General features: G+C 42.5%; 20 protein-coding genes, 1 other RNA gene and 1 pseudogene. 14 read left to right on the top strand and 8 right to left on the bottom strand.

What is annotated here, in order from left to right; all coding sequences use genetic code 11:
• The first annotated feature begins 369 nt into the window (after window positions 1-369).
• The gene (locus tag CL181_RS02895) at window positions 370-666 is read left to right on the top strand and encodes a hypothetical protein (RefSeq protein WP_097297747.1); all 297 of its coding nucleotides are present in this window, start codon (window positions 370-372) and stop codon (window positions 664-666) included.
• A gap of 2 nt (window positions 667-668) precedes the next feature.
• Complete coding sequence (locus CL181_RS02890) at window positions 669-1,304, top strand: SdpI family protein (protein WP_097297746.1); 636 nt, start codon at window positions 669-671, stop codon at window positions 1,302-1,304.
• Between the two features lies 1 nt (window position 1,305).
• Here the strand turns inward: CL181_RS02890 and CL181_RS02885 are convergent, their stop codons facing one another.
• Window positions 1,306-2,265: a cation diffusion facilitator family transporter gene (locus CL181_RS02885; protein ID WP_097297745.1), complete on the bottom strand. Its 960-nt coding sequence runs from the start codon at window positions 2,263-2,265 to the stop codon at window positions 1,306-1,308.
• Window positions 2,266-2,411: 146 nt separating this feature from the next.
• Between CL181_RS02885 and CL181_RS20055 the strand changes: the two genes are divergently transcribed.
• The 3 genes from CL181_RS20055 (at window position 2,412) to CL181_RS02875 (ending at window position 4,047) form a co-directional block, all read left to right on the top strand.
• Window positions 2,412-2,579, top strand: a complete 168-nt coding sequence (locus CL181_RS20055; RefSeq protein ID WP_176505030.1) for a hypothetical protein — start codon at window positions 2,412-2,414, stop codon at window positions 2,577-2,579.
• A 67-nt stretch (window positions 2,580-2,646) separates the two neighbouring features.
• On the top strand, window positions 2,647-3,465 hold the full coding sequence (locus CL181_RS02880) for a DNA-3-methyladenine glycosylase (RefSeq protein ID WP_097297744.1): 819 nt from the start codon (window positions 2,647-2,649) through the stop codon (window positions 3,463-3,465).
• 114 nt (window positions 3,466-3,579) lie between these two features.
• Entirely contained in the window at window positions 3,580-4,047 is a 468-nt protein-coding gene (locus tag CL181_RS02875; RefSeq protein ID WP_097297743.1) for a YkgJ family cysteine cluster protein, read from the top strand.
• On the opposite strand, the pseudogene CL181_RS21355 reads toward CL181_RS02875, so the two are convergent.
• Both CL181_RS21355 and CL181_RS02860 read right to left on the bottom strand, forming a co-directional pair.
• A pseudogene (locus CL181_RS21355) lies at window positions 4,031-4,470 on the bottom strand (nucleoside-triphosphatase). The gene CL181_RS02875 and the pseudogene CL181_RS21355 sit on opposite strands and share 17 nt — an antisense overlap.
• Before the next feature lie 47 nt (window positions 4,471-4,517).
• The gene (locus tag CL181_RS02860) at window positions 4,518-4,820 is read right to left on the bottom strand and encodes a transcriptional regulator (RefSeq protein ID WP_097297740.1); all 303 of its coding nucleotides are present in this window, start codon (window positions 4,818-4,820) and stop codon (window positions 4,518-4,520) included.
• 8 nt (window positions 4,821-4,828) lie between these two features.
• On the opposite strand from CL181_RS02860, the gene ffs reads away from it, so the two are divergent.
• An RNA gene (gene ffs, locus CL181_RS02855) (signal recognition particle sRNA) lies at window positions 4,829-5,142 on the top strand.
• 38 nt (window positions 5,143-5,180) lie between these two features.
• Here the strand turns inward: ffs and CL181_RS02850 are convergent.
• The 3 genes from CL181_RS02850 to CL181_RS02840 all read right to left on the bottom strand — a co-directional run bounded on the left by CL181_RS02850 (window position 5,181) and on the right by CL181_RS02840 (window position 9,422).
• Entirely contained in the window at window positions 5,181-7,376 is a 2,196-nt protein-coding gene (locus CL181_RS02850) for a methyl-accepting chemotaxis protein (RefSeq protein WP_176505029.1), read from the bottom strand.
• 101 nt (window positions 7,377-7,477) lie between these two features.
• The gene (locus tag CL181_RS02845; RefSeq protein ID WP_097297738.1) at window positions 7,478-8,455 is read right to left on the bottom strand and encodes a methanogenesis marker 2 protein; all 978 of its coding nucleotides are present in this window, start codon (window positions 8,453-8,455) and stop codon (window positions 7,478-7,480) included.
• Window positions 8,456-8,609: 154 nt separating this feature from the next.
• Window positions 8,610-9,422 carry a hypothetical protein gene (locus CL181_RS02840; RefSeq protein WP_255251376.1) on the bottom strand — a complete coding sequence of 271 codons (813 nt, stop codon included), beginning with the start codon at window positions 9,420-9,422 and terminating at the stop codon, window positions 8,610-8,612.
• A 652-nt stretch (window positions 9,423-10,074) separates the two neighbouring features.
• On the opposite strand from CL181_RS02840, the gene CL181_RS02835 reads away from it, so the two are divergent.
• The 4 genes from CL181_RS02835 to CL181_RS20050 are packed head-to-tail and all read left to right on the top strand — an operon-like array spanning window position 10,075 to window position 13,738.
• On the top strand, window positions 10,075-10,902 hold the full coding sequence (locus CL181_RS02835; RefSeq protein ID WP_097297736.1) for an FTR1 family protein: 828 nt from the start codon (window positions 10,075-10,077) through the stop codon (window positions 10,900-10,902).
• 3 nt (window positions 10,903-10,905) lie between these two features.
• Entirely contained in the window at window positions 10,906-11,556 is a 651-nt protein-coding gene (locus tag CL181_RS02830; protein ID WP_097297735.1) for a metal-dependent transcriptional regulator, read from the top strand.
• Between the two features lie 33 nt (window positions 11,557-11,589).
• Window positions 11,590-13,596: a ferrous iron transport protein B gene (feoB, locus tag CL181_RS02825; protein WP_097297734.1), complete on the top strand. Its 2,007-nt coding sequence runs from the start codon at window positions 11,590-11,592 to the stop codon at window positions 13,594-13,596.
• A gap of 4 nt (window positions 13,597-13,600) precedes the next feature.
• Window positions 13,601-13,738, top strand: a complete 138-nt coding sequence (locus CL181_RS20050) for a hypothetical protein (protein ID WP_176505028.1) — start codon at window positions 13,601-13,603, stop codon at window positions 13,736-13,738.
• Window positions 13,739-13,747: 9 nt separating this feature from the next.
• Here CL181_RS20050 and CL181_RS02820 read toward each other — a convergent pair whose 3' ends face one another.
• Complete coding sequence (locus CL181_RS02820) at window positions 13,748-14,269, bottom strand: hypothetical protein (protein ID WP_097297733.1); 522 nt, start codon at window positions 14,267-14,269, stop codon at window positions 13,748-13,750.
• Window positions 14,270-14,487: 218 nt separating this feature from the next.
• Here CL181_RS02820 and CL181_RS02815 point away from each other — a divergent pair, with 218 nt between their 5' ends.
• Together CL181_RS02815 and CL181_RS02810 are read left to right on the top strand one after the other, a co-directional pair.
• Window positions 14,488-15,825: an FAD-dependent oxidoreductase gene (locus CL181_RS02815; protein WP_097297732.1), complete on the top strand. Its 1,338-nt coding sequence runs from the start codon at window positions 14,488-14,490 to the stop codon at window positions 15,823-15,825.
• Window positions 15,826-15,842: 17 nt separating this feature from the next.
• The gene (locus CL181_RS02810; RefSeq protein ID WP_097297731.1) at window positions 15,843-16,523 is read left to right on the top strand and encodes a DUF1614 domain-containing protein; all 681 of its coding nucleotides are present in this window, start codon (window positions 15,843-15,845) and stop codon (window positions 16,521-16,523) included.
• Window positions 16,524-16,802: 279 nt separating this feature from the next.
• Here CL181_RS02810 and CL181_RS02805 read toward each other — a convergent pair whose 3' ends face one another.
• On the bottom strand, window positions 16,803-17,120 hold the full coding sequence (locus CL181_RS02805) for a hypothetical protein (RefSeq protein ID WP_097297730.1): 318 nt from the start codon (window positions 17,118-17,120) through the stop codon (window positions 16,803-16,805).
• A 209-nt stretch (window positions 17,121-17,329) separates the two neighbouring features.
• On the opposite strand from CL181_RS02805, the gene CL181_RS02800 reads away from it, so the two are divergent.
• Together CL181_RS02800 and CL181_RS02795 are read left to right on the top strand one after the other, a co-directional pair.
• Window positions 17,330-17,776, top strand: coding sequence for an ester cyclase (locus tag CL181_RS02800; protein WP_097297729.1), 447 nt, complete (start codon window positions 17,330-17,332; stop codon window positions 17,774-17,776).
• A 304-nt stretch (window positions 17,777-18,080) separates the two neighbouring features.
• The gene (locus tag CL181_RS02795) at window positions 18,081-18,659 is read left to right on the top strand and encodes a YceI family protein (protein ID WP_176505027.1); all 579 of its coding nucleotides are present in this window, start codon (window positions 18,081-18,083) and stop codon (window positions 18,657-18,659) included.
• The last annotated feature ends 27 nt before the right edge of the window (window positions 18,660-18,686 follow it).

Genomic DNA, 18,686 nt, shown 5'->3' with positions numbered 1-18,686 from the left:
AACCTTGGGGCTATTACCTCAACAAAAGGTGGGCTATGAGTTCTACTCGACAGATTTTTTAAACACGTCTCTGTGTTCTCTGTGCTCTCTGTGGTTCATTCGGAAATATACTATTTATTGATTTTTCGGATAGGCACTAAGACCTATATTCAGAACCAGAAGGGTTAGGTGAAATTATGTCGCTAATGAAAGGGGGTACGATTCATCCATCAGATAAGTGGTATTCTTTACCCTTCTACCCCATATTATAAAAACATTTCATCTGCTAATCCTGATAAAAAGAGCCAGAATAATTTTATTGCACATAATTTATTAAGATAAAAGAAGTATAAAGATATAGAGGACAAAAATAAGAAGGTGAATACTATCATGAATAATCAAAGTGACTCAAATTTCTTTTCTGCTCCAGCTATCGGTTTGATAGTAGGCGATCTTGGAGGCGGAAAAGATAAAGAAAAGGGCGGTAGTGGGCTTATTTCGCCATTTGGTATCGACCTGGCATTAATGCTTGGCTGGACTTTTGGCATCTTTAAGACTTTCGGATTTACTTTTACTCCTGGTATCGCAATTGGTAGAATGGGGTTTATCGTATTCTCCGTAGGAATTCACTTTAACAGGCGTATCGGGCTCGGAATTGTCATTCCGATATTCCCCATCTGGGGTTAGTCATGAGAAAAAGTGAAATTATCGCCATTGGAATTGTTTTACTCTCATTCACAATCGGTATCTATGTTTTTCCAGAGATGCCAGAAAAAATTGCATCTCACTGGAATGCCCGGGGAGAAGTTAATGGTTATATGTCAAAATTCTGGGGAATTTTTTTGATGCCAATTATTTCAGTGGGATTGTTTTTGCTTTTCATGATAATACCCGGGATAGATCCACATAAGTCAAACATAGAAAAATTTAGAAAATATTATGATAATTTCGTTCTACTTATAATTGTATTTCTATTTTATATTTATCTTCTGACTATATTCTGGAATGCGGGTTTCAGATTCAATATGATTACCCTCTTATCACCGGCTTTTGCAATTTTATTTTATTATTCAGGAGTTTTAATAGAAAATGCCAGAATGAACTGGTTCATTGGTATCAGAACTCCATGGACTTTAAGCAGTGAAAAAGTATGGGATAAAACTCATAAAATAGGTGGGAAGCTCTTTAAAATCGCCGGGATAATTGCCATTGGAGGAATATTGTTCCAGAGCTATGCAATATTTTTTATCCTTGTTCCAATATTGTTAGCCGCTATTTATTCTGTTGTATTTTCGTACATTGAGTACCAAAAAGAAATAAAATAAGTTATCTTACAATATCCGGCTTCGTACAGACATCCAGTTTTTGACATATTTCGCAATCTGTCCTGCATGGCTCAACATGGATCAAAATCGAAAGATTTGGGATTTTCTCCTTAATTTCCTTTTCAAGATGATCGCAGAAATCATGTGCATCTACAACATTCTGGTTTTTGGGTACGACAAGATGCAGATCCACGAATCTTTCAGCTCCGGACATCCGCGAGCGCAGGTTATGGTATTCCGCATACTGGGAATAATGTTCATGAATTATTGATTTGATAGCATCCTCTTCGTTATCTGAAAGTTTCACGTCCATGATCCCTGATACTGAGCGTTTTGTCAGGTCATAGGATGCTTTGAGAATAATGAGAGCCACAATTATAGCCATTAACGGGTCAAATACAGGATTACCTGTGACCCGAATTAAAATAAGACCTGCTAAAACACCAACCGAAGTATAAACATCTGTCGTAAGATGATAAGCATCTGCTTCAAGGGCAATTGATTCGGCTTTTTTTGCAACTTTCATTATCCTTGCTGAAACATAAAAATTCACAATTGTCGAGATTCCCATTATAACGATGCCAATTCCAATTAAGCTCGAATCGATTTCAATTGTTTCATTACCCAGGATCTTTACACTTGATTTATAAAGTATTATTATTGCTACAACGAAAATAAGAATTGCTTCTACTGTTCCGGAAACATTTTCGAATTTGCCATGCCCGAACCTGTGTTCGTCATCAGCCGGCTGTCCTGCTTTCTTGACAGAATAATTTGCTATGACAGCAGCCAGAAGATCGATGCCCGAATGAAGGGCTTCTGACATTACGCTTATCGAACCCATGAAAAAGCCCACTGCAAGCTTTATTATAAGTAACAGGGAATTGGAATAAATCGAAAGTCTTGCTACGGATGTTATTTCTTTATGGGCCGCAAAATATTTGTTATTTTTATCTGGCATCTATTCTTTACTTAATTGAGGTGAAAGTATAAAGGGATATCCAGAAAAATCCAGAAAAAACAGATAAAATGTCAACCAAACCTTTTAATATCGAGAGCAACAAAACATAAACAACCATAATACAATTGGTTAACGGAGGTTAAATTATGTGCAGTACATATACCGGATTCTCCATGATGCCTGATGATCTTGAAGAGATGAAAAAAGGAAGCTCCATGTTCTGGTGCATCTCATGCAAGAAGACTTTCATGAAGAAAGGGGCAACAGAATGCCCGAGCTGCAGCTCAAAGAATATCAAGGCAAGGGCGCCGTAGAATTAAAATAAATATCAATATCAATTATAACCGTAATGTATTTCATCCCTGTGATGTATCCCTGAGTGTGTACCGGATTAAAATAAAGGATTTTAACCTTGATCATTCCCTTTCATGCGGCCAGGTATTCAGGTGGGAAAAAAAGGATTGGTGGATTGGGATAGTCAGGGGAGCTATCGTCAGGGCTAAACAGGAAAATCAGGAACTGATAGTCGAATCATCTCTTGATAAGGAATTAATTATCGATTATTTCAGGCTTGATGATGATCTTGAACAAATTTACGCCTCAATTGCAAGGGATGAAAAAATTACATCATTGATCAATAAATACAGAGGTCTGCGTCTTATCCGGCAGGATCCGTGGGAATGCCTTGTATCGTATATGTGCTCAAGCAACAACACTATCAGGAACATCACTAATTCCATCAGGCGCATGTGTGAATGTTTCGGGAATGAGATCGAAAAAGGCTATTATTCCTTCCCCACACCAGATGCACTTTCGGATGCAAGGCTGTGCGACATGTCGCAGTGCAGGCTTGGTTTTCGTGCCTCCCGGATATTGAAATTAGCAAATAGTGTGGTAAATCGCGAATTTGACCTGTACGGGATCAAGGACTTATCCTACAGGGAAGGGCGGGAAGAACTTGTGAAAATAGAGGGCGTTGGAAATAAGATCGCTGATTGCGTGCTGCTTTTTGCATTCGGGAAGCTTGAATCTTTCCCGGTGGATACGCATATCGAACAGATAATGGAAAGGTATTATGGATCCAGTTTCAAAGGTCCGAAGAGCAAAAAGAGAGATGAAATAGCTGAATTTGCCAGGAGCTATTTTGGAAAATATTGTGGATATGCGCAGGAGTATCTGTATATGGAGGATCTGGGATAACGCAATGAATAACTTAAAGGCAACAAAAAAATTCAATCCCGTAATTATTCAATTGTCCTTTTATGCTCGCCAGATATGGGTATCCTTAAATTATAAGAAAATCAATTAAGTCATATGATACATATCCTTGAAAATATCGATAAGTGGAAGTGCGAATATAAGAAATGCGGCGCTAAATGCTGTTCCGAAGGTATCCAGCTTACAATTGAGGATATAAAAAGGATCAAAGACCTGGGATATTCACCAGAAGATTTTCTTGATTTTGATGAAAAAGAAAACATATTCAAGGTCAGGGGAAAAGAAGGAAAGTGCTTTTTTAATGGTTTGAAACTTGAATGCACGATACGTAATAACGAGCCGCTTGTGTGCCGTTTGCTTCCATTTAAGATCATCGAAGTCTCATATTCCGATGAACCTTTAATGAAACTAAAACCTGTTGTGGATTGCCCTGGGGTGGGCCAGGGTAAGAAAATCGATAAAAAGAAAATCGAATCCGATGCAACATCCTTTATTCGTGAGAACCAGGAACTTATAAGGAATTTAAAGAAAAAGGGCAAGAAAGGTGTTATTGAAGCCCTATAGTTATTTTTTGGGCAATCGTTGAGACTATGACCTCCCTGTTCTCCGGCGTCACAGTAAAAACCTCAAACTCCTTTCGTATCCTCTCCGCAACCGGATGACTCGACTTCTGATGCAACACCACCAACATATTCTTGTCTCTGCAAACCGCCTCCTCGACTATGCGAATAAACTCAGGCGACTTGAATTCCATGGGTGCAATTTCATCGATAACGATCAAACCTGAATTCATGGCATTTTTGATCGAAGCCACACCGATATTGTTCAAATTGTGATATCCAGTATCTCGAATCCCACGCGCTCCCCTTTTTCCCTGATGTCGGCGCTAATCATCCCGCCGTATGTGCAAGTGAGATGTTTCAGCACATTGAGGCAGACCGTGGATTTTCCTGAGCCCGGGGCTCCTGCGATGGCGATCCGGATCATTATAAAAATAAAAAAAGAATTGACTAAAACCAGTTGAAGTTTTAGGATTAAACGCTTCGAAGCTTGTGCGAGACCTGCTTTCCCAGATCCGTTAAAGCAAATTTGGCGCCTTCGCGTGCTATGAGGTTTTTTCCGGTCAATTCTTCTATTGTTTTTTCCGCCCCCACAATCCTCACCGTCTTTGCTATGGTTGCTCCATCCATTGCGCCTTTTGAATCCAGCACTGCAAGGATCTTGCTGGCTTTGTGATTGCTTGCAACGTAACCGATCAGTTCTTCCATTAATTTTTCATCTCCTTTTCTCTCTATATTGGACTTCCTTGAGATAACTTTATTGCATTCGAGGAACATTACCACATCGGCGGGCTAGCCCGGATAACTCGGCGTTATCTGTAACCCGAAACCGTCGATAGCGGGGGGCGAAGCCGGAGGAAGAAGCTTTGACTATTGCATGGCCCACAGATTCTACTGTGAAACCCCGTCCTATGGGGCTGGTGTTGGTACAAAGGCTTTCCTGAAGGAAGGTTTTTGTGCCTTAGTTGCGGAAAACGGTCTAGGCCCGGAAGGGAGCAAACCAGCCGTAAACAACTATCGCTCATGGGGGCGCGGGGCGGAGGCGAGTTTGTGGTCAACTATGCACTGGAAGAGGCTGCGACCTGAGGCGTGCCCGCTACTTTATTAAGCATGAAAAATGAAGAAATTCAGGATCAATTATTGTGTGTCAGAATTTTTTATGAATGCTTCACATTTCATGCAGTTGTGGACTTTGGCTTTTGCGTCACCCTGTTTTACTCCACCGCACCATGTTCCTTCGACAATCCAGCAGCGAAGTTCTTTGGAATTGTATGCCGGGCACTTCTGTCTGACCTCGTTGCTGCAGTTCTTGATGTCCCAGCAGCGCACGAAATCATCAACAGATCTTAGCACAAAATGTGATGAAGCCATTTGCAATCCTTCTGACAGTTCCGCAAGGTCCTGCGCAGTTATCATTAGCTGCTCCATCGATGCTGAAAGTTCTTCAGTAGCAGCTGAGGCTTCCTGAGTACCTGCCGCAGATTCCTCGCTTACGGATGAAACACTTTCTACCGAGGCTGTGACTTCTTCTACAGATGCTGACTGTTCTTGCGCTGAAGCCGCAATCTCCTGTATCATATTGGCAACTTCATCTGCGCCAGTTACAATACTATTAATAGCTGATGATGCAATTTCAATAGTAGTTGAACCTTCACTCACTGTTTTCGTGCCATTTTCCATACTTTCAACCGCTTTCTTTGTTCCCAGCTGGATCTCTTTTATCAGCTGGGTAATCTGGTTCGCCGCCATTCTTGACTCCTCAGCAAGTTTTCGGACTTCATCAGCCACAACCGCGAAACCTCTTCCATGATCCCCGGCCCGTGCCGCTTCAATGGCTGCATTAAGAGCAAGAAGGTTTGTCTGGTCTGCAATAGTAGTTATCACGCCGATGATTTCGCCAATTTTCTGGGATTTACTTTCAAGCTCCTTTATTACAATAGCTGAACCATCGACAGTTGTTTTTATCTCGCTCATCTTCTGCGCGACATTTCCGGAAATCCTGCCCGCTTCCTGTGCGGTTTTATTGGCTTCCCCTGCCCGCATCGATGCTTTCTGGCAATTTGCCGCAATTTGCTGCACTGTTTGCGACATCTCTTGCATGGCTCTTGTTATCTGTGTCATGTCTGTCGCCTGCTGGCTTACGCCTTTGGCGATATCCTGCGTTGTGCTGGCTACCTGCTCTGTGGATGATTTAATTTCCTTGCTTGATTCTGAAAGCGTCTGGGATGCATTTGAGACTTTCATCGCAGATTTCTGTACGTTTCCGATTACGGTCTTTAAATTACCTGCCATGTCCTGGATGGCCATGGAGAGCTGTCCCACTTCATCCCTGTGGTCGCTCTGCACCTGCACAGTAAGGTCGCCTTTTGCGATCTTTTTTGATGCCTCAAGCATATTATCTACTGGCTTTGTAATTGAGCGGGATATATAGATGCTGGCGCCAACGCCTGTTATAGTTGCAATGAATGCCAGAATAATGACGGCCATTTTCGAAGAACTGTTTGAAGCAGTCGTCGCATCCATATGATTTTTCAGGCTAGCCTGAGAATCATTTACTATGCCGGCAATAAGAACGTCTATCTGCTGCGCATTAACAATGAGTTGCTTTTCTCTTTTATCTCTTTCAATGGAAATACCTACAAATTTATCAAAAGTAGCCACATACAGGTCAAGTTTTGATATGGCCTGTTTTTTTTCATTGTCAGATGCTTTTGAATTTGATATGTTAATTTTTGCTATATCGATGGCACCATGTACCTTGGTCTGGTAGAGCACTTCCTTTCGGATCACATAGTTTTTCTCATGTCTTCTGGCTTCAAGTAACGACGCCAGAGCATCTGTGCTGCCAATCTTTTTTATATCCGCTTCTGCATCTCGTGCCTGGTTAATTAAATCTCCATTTAATCCTTCCATTTCCAGTAAACCAAGCTGTTTTTGCAGATTAACAAGTTCAAGAAATGTATTCTCACAACTGGTGATCAGAGACAAGATATTATTAGCATCATCCTTTTCTTTCTGTCCAATATCGAGTTTTGAGATATCGGCAACATCATTCTTAATGGCATTAACTGAAGACTTAACTTTATCCACATATTGAAGGTCATTTTGCATCAAGAAATTTTTCTCATCATCTCTTGACTGGAGAAGATTAATGCTTATATTATCTGCTTTCTTACCCAGGTTTACTTCATTATCAAATAAACTTCTTGTTGCTGTGTCTATTGAACTTAATTTTGCCACACTCAATGCGGCAACTATCATTAATAGAATAATTACAATCCCGAATCCGCCTATCAGTTTCTTGCTTAAGGATATATCTTTCAAATTGATCATGATCCGTTTCCTCATTTCATCTCTTTTAACTAAAAATTCATTTACTTGAATATAAACGAGGTTGTGAAAAAAGTGTGAAATAAATAGTTCTAATAAACAGATTATTGTGTTATCCCTGTCACCACATCTTTCTTGAAATCAAAAACAGTAACACACTTATTCTTATAGCAAATATCAAGTTTTGACGTATCGTCCACGATCCCGATATTCGCAACCGTATATCCTGCTTTTTCAAAAAGACCAATAAGTGGTGCTTCATTTTCCGGTAAAGCCGTGACTATAAAACCTGTTGCCGGATGAACCTTCAACCATTGTGTAAAATCAACGCCCTCTGGCGCCTGTATTTTCCCGAGGTCAACGCGAGCCCCTTTTCTGCTTGTCTCAAGAAGCATCCCGAGTGTACCGATAATCCCTGGATTGCTGATATCCTTTCCTGCGGTGACAAGCTTCTTCTCGCCTATTTCCTGGATCACCCTGTATTTTCTGCGCACTTCTTCCGGCTCTTTTGCAGTCGTTGTGTCAAAACTATAAGGAGAATTCGGGCCCACTTTCCCATCCAGATCGTATGCAGATATTACAACATCCCCTGCCTTTGCAGTGCCGCTTTTTATTTCGCACCCTTTTTTTACCGTACCAATGATGGCTACTGATAGTGAAGTATATGGGGTATCGGGATGAAGATGCCCGCCAACCATCGGGACTCCGAATTTCGCTATTCCGTCCCTGATTCCCCTGAGAAGTTCCTTGCAGGCGTTTTTATTATCCGAAGATAGGACATTGACCATAGCAACGGGTTTCCCGCCCATGGCAGCAATATCATTGACATTCACAAGCACAGAAGTATATCCTGCCCACCAGGGACTTGCATTTACGAGGCGACCCCATATGCCATCTGCAGCAAAAAGTATGTAATCGTCCCCGCCGATGTCAATAACAGCTGCATCATCGCCAAAATCAACCACGGAACCGGAATATTCGGAGCGCACTGTCTGGAAAATATTTATGAGGTCTGCTATGGGCTTTTTTCTCGTTACACCTTCGAATTCCCTGATTTCCTTTGCGATTTTCTGGAGGTCCATGCAGCACACAACATGCAGGATTATTAATTATAATTTTATCTGGTACAATATTATATTTTCCTGCATCTTTAGTTTTTCTTTCTGAAAGAACTTTTTAGTATAAAAGGGTGTTTTAATGAATAAAAAGTTTTGTTTCTTCAATCTTTTTCATATATCAGGTTGAGCCGTGAGAGTGCCAGCGATCCATATGCGTGGCATGTGCTTTTAAATACGCCCCAGGCTTGTAAAACCTATCATAGAACTCCGTATCCAGATGATGCGCCTGCAAGTAGGTAATAAGAAATATCGAGGGAACCGTACCCGGGAACTTGCCAAAAACATCAAAGATATATTGGGCCTGCAAGGCTACACATTCCCTGAATTCCTCGCTATGTACCTGGGCGGCAGACCTTACGGTCGCAGAGTCTTTCCAGGGGCCTGGCGTGTCGGGATGGAACGGACCACCATGACCGAACTTGCGGTTACATACCGCTTCTACAGCAGTACGCATGTCCGGGTAATGGGGAGGACAGAAGCCTTCCATGACACCTTCTAAGCCCGTTGGATTAGGATAAGGCCAGCGTTCATTTGAGTCATATCGAAATTTCAGGCCAGGAGCACGTAATTCACCGCTTGCGCCAAGCACACTGGAAGGATTGAGCCCATCGAACATCCAGCCTCCAAGCCCCATTGCCTGCAACATGAGCGTACCGGCGTAGCAGCTTATGGATAGTTCGGTCGTAAGTTCAGCCATGCATGTTTGCTCCACGAAAGTGAGGGGCCAGGTGTTATTTGTATCTACAATGTTTTTAAACCTCTCGATCCCCGGGATGGGACGTCTGTTGATATCATCCATGAGGACAGTGCCGTTTTGCAGCATGTAGCAGAGCATGAGCAGGACGTGTTGGGCCAGGTCTCCCACAGGGATTACAAGAAGTGTTCCAGGCTGATTAGCTACCCAGGTGTTATGCGCCTCAGTATGTGGCACTTCCGGCGGCAGTCCAAGCCGACCGTCCTGGATTTTCCTGATGCGGCTTTTGAGAGCATCAAGGATCACATCAAGTTTAAAGGAGCCATCTTCTTCTCTCTCTGCAAAGGCTGGAGCATTGCGGGCATCCAGCACATAGACCCCCTTATCATCTGTGAAGAAAGTCATACTCGTATGAAATCCAGCAGCGGATGGAAACGTACGTCCGCCTGCTGCGCCGGCATAATTGGAGAGATATGGCGCATATAACTGAGCGCGGTAGATCATATGGTGCCAGCTTGTGTTGCCGGCGCAGGCTGCCACTATGAGAAGCTTTTCTAACTCACTTAGAGGCACAGGAGCATGTCGTGACTTATAAGCAAATACGCCGTCAGGGATCTGTGCACCCAGAAAGAAGCGACGTGAGCGGCGGCCTAATAGTGCATCGATGAGACCGAACTCCAGCATGTCCTGAAAGCCCGGGAGTGACGTCAATTCCTCCATGATATTCCTCCATTTCCCTCAATATTTAATTCATAATGCGTTCCTTCTATTTACAACTTATGGAAATCTCAGCAATTTATAATCCTAACCATTTCATTAGGTTAACCGAAGGGTATATAGGTATGCAATAATATTTAGTTAGGTATACCTAATAATAACGGTGAAAACTATGTTAGCAAGCTTTTTAATAACATTCAGGGAAGGGCTTGAAGCAGCCCTGATAATCGGAATAATTGCGGCGTATGTCGCAAAGCTTGGAAGAAAAGACCTTAACCGCTATATAAATATAGGGATCATAAGCGCCCTTGTCGCAAGTCTGGCAGTGGCTTTTTTATTCAAACTAGTTTACGGCGAACTTCAGGGTACAGCAGAGCAGCTTTTCGAGGGCGCAGCCGCTCTTACAGCAGCGATCGTACTTACATATATGATCTTCTGGATGGCGCAAAATTCAAAACAGATAAAAGGTGAAGTCCAGGAAAAAATAGACCTGTCCATTTCAAAAGGCCAGATGTTCGGGATAGCAGCCCTGTCGTTTGTTGCAGTATTCAGGGAGGGTGTGGAGACCGTTCTCTTTCTTGGAACACTTGCGATCCAGTCTCCGGCTGACACCATTGCGGGTTTCATCCTTGGGCTTGCACTTGTGATCGTCCTGTCATTTATAATGTTCAAAGGGATTTACAGGCTTGACGTAAGCAGGTTCTTCAGATATACAAGCATATTGCTGATATTGTTCTCAGCAGGTCTTGCGGCAACAGCAGTTCATGAATTCAATGAAGCAGGCATAATACCGGAAATCGTAGAGCATATCTGGGATATAAACCCGCCTCTGAATCCAGATGGTTCTTATCCCCCGCTTCATGAAAACGGATTTATAGGAGGAAGCTTGAAAGCCCTGATAGGTTATAATGGAAATCCTTCACTTACAGAAGTTATGGCATACATTGGTTACTGGATAATAATAGGGCTATTTGTTTACAGAAGCTACCTGAAGAGGTAAAACATGGAAGCAGACACACCAAGGATTGAAGAATATCTTGAATCGATATACAAATTGCAACTGGAACAGCACCCTGTAAGCACATCGCGCCTTGCAGAGCACCTGAAATTATCACCTCCATCCGTATCCGAGATGGTAAAAAAACTTGCAAATAAGGGTCTCATAAATCACACCGGAAAGGGCGTATGTCTCACAGAAGAAGGCGGAAGAATGGCCAAAAAAGTCGTTCGCAGACACCGCCTCTCCGAGCGGCTGCTTACAGATATCCTGGGTTTCAAATGGGATGAGGTTCACGAGGAAGCGTGCAGGCTTGAACATGCCATAAGCCCCGAGATGGAAGACAGGATCGCCCAGAGCCTGGGAAATCCCAAAACCTGTCCTCATGGCCATCCCATCCCGGATAAGGACGGATCGTTCATAAAAGAAAAAGTAAGGCCGCTTTCACAATTAAGAGCCAATGAAAAGGCAATCATTGTCAATGTATTCGAAGAAGACCCGAAAATGCTCCAGTATCTTGCATCACTTGGATTGATTCCTGATGTTTGCGTGCGTGTCGAGGAAGTGGCGCCTTTCGGGGGGCCATTAATAGTATGTGTTTCAGGCTCACGGTACGCGCTGGGAAGAGAAGTAGCATCAAAAATAAAGGTAAAATAAGTTAGAATAGGATAAATAGGATAGGATAAAATAATGGCTCTTTCATGTCATAGCGCCCTCAAGGAAATAAAGGGCAGCACGGATTTCACATTTGCACTTGCTGGAAATCCCAATGTGGGAAAATCAAGCATATTTAACCGCCTGACCGGGATGGGTGTTGTCACTGCCAACTATCCCGGAAAAACCGTGGAACTCAATCTTGCAACCACAAATTTCAAAGACCAGCGGATAGGTATAATCGACCTTCCAGGCAGCTACGCCCTTGGCGCGGTCTCGGAAGACCAGTGGGTAGCGCGAAGGGCAATCTTTGACTGTAAACCGGATGTGGCAATAATGATCCTTGATGCCACAAACCTTGCAAGGAATCTTTATATGCTTATCCAGTTCATCGATCTTGGCATACCGATCGTGGCTGCTTTGAACCTGATAGATGAAGCCGAGAAAAGGAATATCCTGATCGATTCAGGGGAATTGTCCAGGATTCTTGGTATCCCTATCGTGAAGACGATAGCCACGACAGGCAGCGGTCTTGATGAACTGATACAGCAGGCAGTGGATACTGCAAAAAATAAAACCGGAATCAGCTATTCATTGCATTATGGAGATGATATTGAAACCAATATCAAAAAACTTGAAGAAATTCTCATGCCTTATAACTTCGGGATAAATCCAAGGGCTCTTTCGATCATGCTTCTTGAAAATGACTCCGAATTTATTGAACTTGTCGGGAAACATGAAAATGGCAAATCCATAATCGAAGAAGCAAACAAGATAAGCAGGGAGATAGAAGAATTACACAGAGAGAAAACCCCTTTAAGGATAGCACGTGAAAGACATGGGCTTGCAGGTTCGATAGCATCCCAGGTACAGGGGGACGTAAAACCCATAGCATCGGATAAGATATGGGCTTATACCACATCGCCGCTTACCGGCATACCCCTGCTTATCGGAGTTCTTGCAATAATTTTTTCCTTCCTTTTTTACGGCGGTAACTGGCTTTCCACGTTTTTCAGTAACCAATGGGCAACATATGTTTCGCCTGTAATTAATGACGCTATTCACTATGTTTTTGGAAGCGGAATTATCGGTAAAATTCTCATATGGGGCTTTGACGCCGGTATCCTTGCGGCCCTTGCTGTAGGTATACCATACGTACTTACATTCTATTTCATGCTGGCTTTTCTTGAAGATTCAGGATACCTGAACTCTGTGGCATTCCTTACAGACAGGCTGATGCATAAGTTCGGGCTTCACGGGCGCGCGATCATTCCGCTTGTTGCAGGCGCGGGCTGCAATGTGCCCGCAATAATCGGTACACGCGTTTTGACCACGATGCGTGAGAGAACGATTGCAAGTACCCTTATAACTCTTATCCCATGCAGCGCAAGAACAGCCGTTATCCTTGGTGCCGTATCCCTGTTCGTGGGATGGAAACCAGCAGTTGCAATTTATCTTATCATATTTGCTCTTGTGTTCGTTGTAGGAGCAGGACTTAACAAAATAATGCCCGGAAAATCCACAGGGCTTGTCATGGAAATGTTCCCGTTCAGGATGCCAATGATGTCAAACATATTGAAAAAGACCTGGTACAGGTTCAAAGACTTCGTATTCGTGGCTTTTCCGATAGTGCTTGTAGGGTCTATGGTGCTTGGCGGGCTTTACGAGAGCGGATATCTATGGAAACTGGCCTCACCGCTTTCTCCGATAGTTGAAGGATGGCTGGGTCTTCCTGCTGTTGCCGGTCTTACTTTGATCTTCGCGGTACTGCGAAAGGAACTTGCGCTCCAATTGCTTGTTACTCTTGCAGTGGTCATGTACGGAGGAGGCGCAAAAGACCTCCTTCTATTCATGACGCCTGCACAATTATTCGTTTACGCGCTTGTGAATACGATCTATATCCCATGCGTTGCCACTATAGCTGTACTTGGAAGGGAGCTTGGCTGGAAAAGAGCTTTTGGCATTATGGCATTCACTATCACGCTTGCAATACTTATCGGCGGGATAGCTTCCAGGATCATAGGATATTACCACCTTTTATGAAAATATGAAAACACAGTGTCCTCTTTGCGGAGCCAGGTTTGATGATAAGGATAACCAGGGATGCAGGGCATGTCCGCGTTTCATGAAATGCAGTTTAATATTGTGTCCGAATTGCGGTCATGAATTCCCGAAAATATCTTAAATTGAAAGCTTAACAAATATAACTTGCGCTTTCCCTGTCAAAACCACCCACAAGTTCCATTTTCATCTCGTCTGCCTGCCATGTTGCACCCGGATAAACAAGATTATGGAAGAAGTGCGCCGTATTTGCAGCGACCTTTGTAGCGAGATGCTCTTCCCCGAATACTTCTTTTGTGATCTTATGGGCCATCTTCCTTACATCGCTTTCGTCCATATAGCCCAGGGTGTGCAGGTATTCATGGAGAAGAACATGGAAAGCATAAGGTTTGTAAAGTTCAAGCCTTGTCTCTTTTATTCTCTCAAGAGGGATCTTATTCATCACAATGACATTTGAACCGACCGGATAGAAACCTCCGAAAAATCCCTCCGGATGGTTTCCGAGATTGGCAAGTCCCAGCATCAGACCTCCACGGCTTTTTCTATGGCATTCCCAGACAGCGGCTTTCACCACTTCAAATATGTCTGGCAGGCTCTTTGTATTTTCAAGGCGGGTATTGAAGTCTTTCTTTGGTTTGAAATTTTCAGGGGTCATTTTTATTATTTTTCCTTTTTGGGATCATTCGTCTGATTACGAACAATGCTAGAATGAGGGTGGAGGGTTAAATAGTTTCTGGTCTTCTTTCGAACATCAATAATTGCATTTTCAACCAACCTATTTATACTTTAAAAAACTAATATTATCTTAAATTCAAAAATAAGATATTAAATCTAAGATTGAATTATTACAATAAAGTTGTTTGGGGGTGCCTTATGTCTGATTATAACGCTTATGATGCGATTGTTGTAGGTGGAGGAATTTCCGGCCTCATGTCCGCGCTGACTCTGGGAAAGAAAGGAAACAGCATTCTTCTTCTTGAAAAAGCAGACATTCTTGGTGGAAACTGCAGGACATATGAACCTGTGGACTGTCCCGGATGGCGTGTTGATACAGGGATCCATGCAATAACAGAACTTATTTATGGCCCGCTGAAGCAGTTGAAGCACTATTTCGATCCCGGAAAGTTTCCCGCATTCAGACAGCATAATGATTACTATCTTCGCAAAAAAGACGGACTGGAAAGGTTTCCATCAACGCTCCCCGGATTTTTGAACATGAGCGCTCTTCCTGCAAAAGACAAGGTGATCCTTGCGGGAGATCTTCTTAATACGGTAATATCACGCGCCGTTTTTGGGGATAAACAAAAAGCGGTATATGATGTCATATCAAAGCACCGGCTCAGCAGAAAAACAATGCAGTTTGTGGATGCGCTTTCTTATCTGTTAAGCGGTCTTTCAATGGAAAAAACATCAGTATCCCGGCTTGTTGAAGGGTGCGGATTCAGCTCAGGCGGTAAAAAGGGAATAATCAGACGTATCGCTGAAATGGCGAAGCTTTTTTACAATTCCGATTACCGCTCGCAGGGTTATCCCCTGGGCGGTATACAGTCCATAACAGATGGAGTTATCTCATCGTTTCCGAAAAACGTAAAGCATCATACAAGAGAAGAAGTCCGGCAGATCGGACAAGTTGAAAACGGTTTCTGCGTTTCAACTCCGGAAGCCGATTATTTTGCTGACAAAGTCATCTATTCAGGGGAAGTAAAAAAGCTGCCCGGTATTATCGAAATGCCAGTAAAATGGAGCCGGCAGGTGAAAGAACTTGAGCAGGCAACGGCAATGACAATCTGGCTCGGGCTCAAGAAACCGATGAGAGAGTTCAATTATAATGGCTCGGAAGTGTTCTGCGACGTCTGCGACACTGATAAAGAATTGTTCTACTGGCTCATGCCTGTGCCTGAGCTTGCGCCGCGAAATAAAGGTCTTGTGGGAGTCAGTACGATAATAGACCCGAAAAAATGCCATGATTCTGAAGAAAAGCTTCTCAACACAATATACTCTATGGTACCTGCAGTAGAGAAGAATATTGAGATGATACATACGCAGGTAATGGCTCCCGAGAAGGCATCTGTTTCTCTCAATTATTTCCCTTCTATCAAGACCCCGGTTAAAGGTTTGTATGTTGTGGGAACAGATACCGACATGCGAAGCATGGGCATAACCCGCGCAGGATATTCAGTGCTTGAAATGCTAAAATCAGCAACAAATTAGCCCTTTAGAGGTATGGCATGTCACGTATCATCTACAGAAGAACTACCGCCTCCTTCATATTTCTATTATTATTTATCCTTGCAGTGGTTTTTTTTCTGGTTACAATCAACCTTATCGGTCTTGCTTTTAATAAACTCGGCTTTCCCCCGCAATATTCAATTCTTCTCTTATTCTTATCATTGATTGGTAGCCATGTAAACATTCCTATCAAGATAATCAAGTCGCAGGAACCAGTAATTTCGGGTGGAACTGTTGATTTTTATGGATTCAGGTATGTTCTACCTCTCCTTGAGATAGAAGAACGTCAGACTGTAATTGCCATTAACCTCGGAGGTTGTGTGATTCCGGTGTTAATATCGATTTTTCTTATCCCGATGGTAAATCCGGTTGATCTGGTAACAGGGGTCTTTATTATGACTGTTCTTGTACATATGATGGCAAGACCTGTGAAGGGACTTGGGATAGCTGTTCCTGCACTGATACCTCCAATCATGGCAGCAGTTTTAGCTCTATTAATTGCGCCTCAAAGCGCGCCTATACTCGCCTATATTTCAGGTACGCTCGGAAGTCTTATCGGTGCCGACCTTCTAAACTTGAAAAAAATCCCATATCTTGGGACGCCAATAGCTTCTATTGGAGGGGCTGGAACTTTTGACGGAATATTCCTGACAGGTATAATTTCCGTGCTGTTGGCTTAGTTTACAATCCATCACCAGATAGATGAACTGGTGGAATATGAAGGTGATGCTGCAGGTATTCATGGATAAGGACATGGAAGGCTCAAGGATTGTTTTTCAATGGAGGGGTTCTGCTGTTGAAGGAATGCTGTTACATATATATTGAGAAATGGTTGATTTGTTATATAATCTTTATTTTAAATATCACTCTGTTAAGAAGTGATAAATTCATCATCGATCTCAATATCACGTACAATTTGAGAAGCGGTCAATGATGCTTTGAGGTCTGCAAGAAAATTATCAAGCATGGACTATTTTTTCGATCTCCATTAAACTTTCCATCAGCTTATTATATGTGTCTTTATAAGCAAACCATTTTATGTATCCCCTGTCATCGCCCATTTTTCCTTCATTAAACTTTTCATAAAAAGTATCAGAACTCATCTTATAGTAGTTTTCAAATTCAGAGAGTTTACCCTCAATATTTTTTATTTCACGTTTCACCATTGAAAGCTCTACTTTGAAAATTTTATTTATGGTTGAATCTATGTATTTTTTCTCAAATTCAAGACCATGAGACAACTGGTAATCTAAAACTTTAACAATTTCAGCACTCATAAATTAAATATTAATAGGCTTTCATCTTTATAAAGTTTCCTTAATTAAATTTAACATATGTTCTAAAAATGATTATTTATATTCAATTTAAACGTATTTCTTTTCGCTCGCCATCTATTCTTCAAAACATTCAATTCAGCCAGAGCATTACAGGATACCGTAATCTTTATTCCCCATAAGCTGCCATATAAAATGGGAGTGATAAAATTATGGTACAACAAAAGAGTGTAGAGGAAAACCTGCAACTGATGAAAACGTTAGATGACGCATGGAATTCTCAGGACTGGGAGACGTTCAAAAAACGTCACGCTGAGAATACTGCTGTGTACTGGCCCGGGCAGCCAGAGCCAACAAGAGGGAGAAAGTCGCATCATGATGAATGTGTGGAATTTTTCAAGACATTTCCTGATAACCATCTTGTGAACAACCCGTATAAGATTTTTTTTGGTCAGGGCGACTATACGTGCACAGTAGCCGATTTTACAGGCACCATGAAGGGGCCAATGAAAGGGCCTGACGGCAAAACGATCCCGCCCACGAACAAAAAATTCAGGCTCGAATTTTGTACTGTCGCCCACTGGAAGGATGGAGAGATCGTCGAGGAGAGGCTCTTCTATGACCTGGTGGGAATGATGAGGCAGATTGGCCTGAGCTGAGCTAAAGTTAATGTCCACTGTTGGGGGTAATATAGAGGTATAGAATATAGAATCCTCAACCGCAAAAAACGTAAAGGGCGCAAATATTGCTGCTAAGCTTTGCGTTCTTTGTGACTTGGTATGAAAAACTCGATTGCCGAGTTTTTCATGTTTATTTATGAACCACAGTTCATAGCCAACTTTGCGGTGAATTGAGCCAAACATGTTCATGGATGAAATAGATGAACCCATGATGTCACTGGACACTAAGGCTAAAAAAGTTATTACGAAGCATTACTGAAACAAAAATGCAGAGGAAATGCATATGAACCAGACAAAAAAGGTACCACGACTTTATAACGGAGCACTTTTTCCGACAGCAGGAGACTATAATATTGACCCTGTTCACAGCTTTGTTGACTTTATAGCGCAACATCTTGTGGTTGGACAGATAAGGGGATGCTTCCGCCAGCTCACAGGAAATATTAAGATAGCCGATGATCCGGCATTATCATCACTTGATATCAGTATTGACACAGTGAGTATCAGTACCCACAATGAGACACGTGATGAGGATCTCAGGAGTGCGCGATTCCTGGATGTGGGTAAATTTCCAAAAATGACCTACAAGAGCACTGGTGTTATTCCTGAACCCAGAGGACATTTGACAGTTGAGGGTGAACTAACTATTCGCAACATCACACACCCGGTATCCATTGACTCGGTTTTTACCGGCATCGTTGATGATACATGGGGCAATACACGAGCTGGGTTCTATGGGAGCGCAAAGATCAGTCGAAGAGATTTTGGTCTAATGACCGATTTAATGGTAGAAACTGGCGGACTGCTGGTCGGAAAGGATATCGTAATTAACATTGCCACGGAACTCCTGCTTCGTGGTTAAATCTGTCTTTGAAGGGATGCTGTTATT

Origin of the sequence: Candidatus Methanoperedens sp. BLZ2 (genome assembly GCF_002487355.1) — an archaeon.
Classification (GTDB): domain Archaea; phylum Halobacteriota; class Methanosarcinia; order Methanosarcinales; family Methanoperedenaceae; genus Methanoperedens.
This window is presented reverse-complemented; position numbering and strand designations above follow the sequence as displayed.